Source organism: uncultured Rothia sp. (assembly GCF_937976295.1).
Classification (GTDB): Bacteria; Actinomycetota; Actinomycetes; order Actinomycetales; family Micrococcaceae; genus Rothia.
This window is the reverse complement of record NZ_CALJRY010000212.1, coordinates 1-1443: the sequence shown is the minus strand read 5'-3', so window position 1 is coordinate 1443 and position 1443 is coordinate 1. Positions and strand designations below refer to the sequence as shown.

The window sequence follows — 1443 nt, the reverse complement described above, 5'->3', positions numbered from 1 at the left end:
GAGGGTTAGCCCATGAACACGCCGTTGCCGCGCTTCTCCAGCTGCTTCGGCGCGAAAGTCGCGTGGCGAATATGATCCACCTCAATGAGCACGTTATCGCCCATAGCGCCGGTCACGTGAACGCGGCGGCCGACCATGTTGTTCTCACCAATACGGTCATCCTTCGCGGACGCAGTCGTAATGTGCATATCGCGAATGTTGTTCTCAATGTAGAAACCGTACAGGGAAGCCTTCGCCCAGCTGTAAGGGTTGTGCGAACGAGGAGCCACAAAACGGCTACCGCGTGCGTTACGGCCAATGTACCAGTTCGCCGCCTCGTCACCTCGAGCAGCGCCAGTAACAGCATCCTGGAAGCTCGAAGACTCACCCAGGCAGCCAATGAACTGGTTGTTACCCCACTCCACGAGCCAGCCGTGACCGGCGTTCTCCTGGGCGGTGCAGCCAATGAACATGTTGCGGGTGCCCTGAATGAACCAGCCCGCACCTACGTGGCGGGTCTTCACCTCGTACAGGGCGTTCTTACCCTGGTTGCGCTTGTTGAACCAGCTGGTGGACGCCTCAAACTTGGACTGAGAAGTGTAAATCTCAATACCCGCGTAGGTGCCGTAGCTCATGTTTGCGTCAGAGACGTCAATCATGGAGAACTTGTTATCTGCCGCGCCGGGGGTGTCACCCTCACGGGCACGCAGCGGGTGGCCGACAGGCTTACCAACCAGCAGGCCCTGACGCAGGGTCTGGCGGATGCGGATCTTGTCAATCTTCATGCCCTGGTCGTCCAGGCCCAGGATTGCAACGCCGATAGCGGTGTCCCAGATTTCGATGTTGGACAGGGTGGGCACTGCGTCCGGCTCGCCGGGGTTAGCGTCCGCAATGCGGGTGTGGAAGATGACGCCTGCAACGTTGTCAACGGGCTGGGTGTGCTTCTCCAGGAAAATCTGGTTGCTCTTAGAATCCAGCGGCAGGTTGTACTTGTTGGTGCGGATGAACAGGTCACGCACGCCCATACGCATGGGCTTGTTCTGGTTGGTGCCACCGCTCATGGGGGTGGTGTAGCTACCGGTGTGGAAAACGCCGGTGCATTCGTAGCTACCGTTCTTAGACGACGGGATGCTCTTGTCGGTGAAAGCGACGATTCGGGTTGCCTGACCGTGGCCGAAAATCTCGACGCGGTGCTTCATTTCGATGAAGGGGTAGGAGACGCGGTACATGCCGCCGGGAATCTCCACGGAGCCGCCGCCCTGTGCAGCAACGTCATCGATAGCCTTCTGGATAGCGCTAGTAGAGTCTCGTACGCCGGTGGGGTCAGCGTTGTACTTGGAATCGCATACGTTCACGCTCATGATGGTAGCCATGGAGTGTCCTCTTTCTTGGCAGATACAGAACAGCGATTAGCGCATAGATAGAATCTAAGCGCGTCATTAAGCTGAGTGTATCCAGTTGTGT

At 57.8% G+C, this 1443-nt stretch carries 1 protein-coding gene; it reads right to left on the bottom strand.

Translation table 11 applies throughout. The features are described from left to right. Positions 1-5 precede the first annotated feature (5 nt). Complete coding sequence (locus Q0216_RS05765; RefSeq protein WP_298593678.1) at positions 6-1352, bottom strand: glycosyl hydrolase family 28-related protein; 1347 nt, start codon at positions 1350-1352, stop codon at positions 6-8. Positions 1353-1443 lie beyond the last annotated feature (91 nt).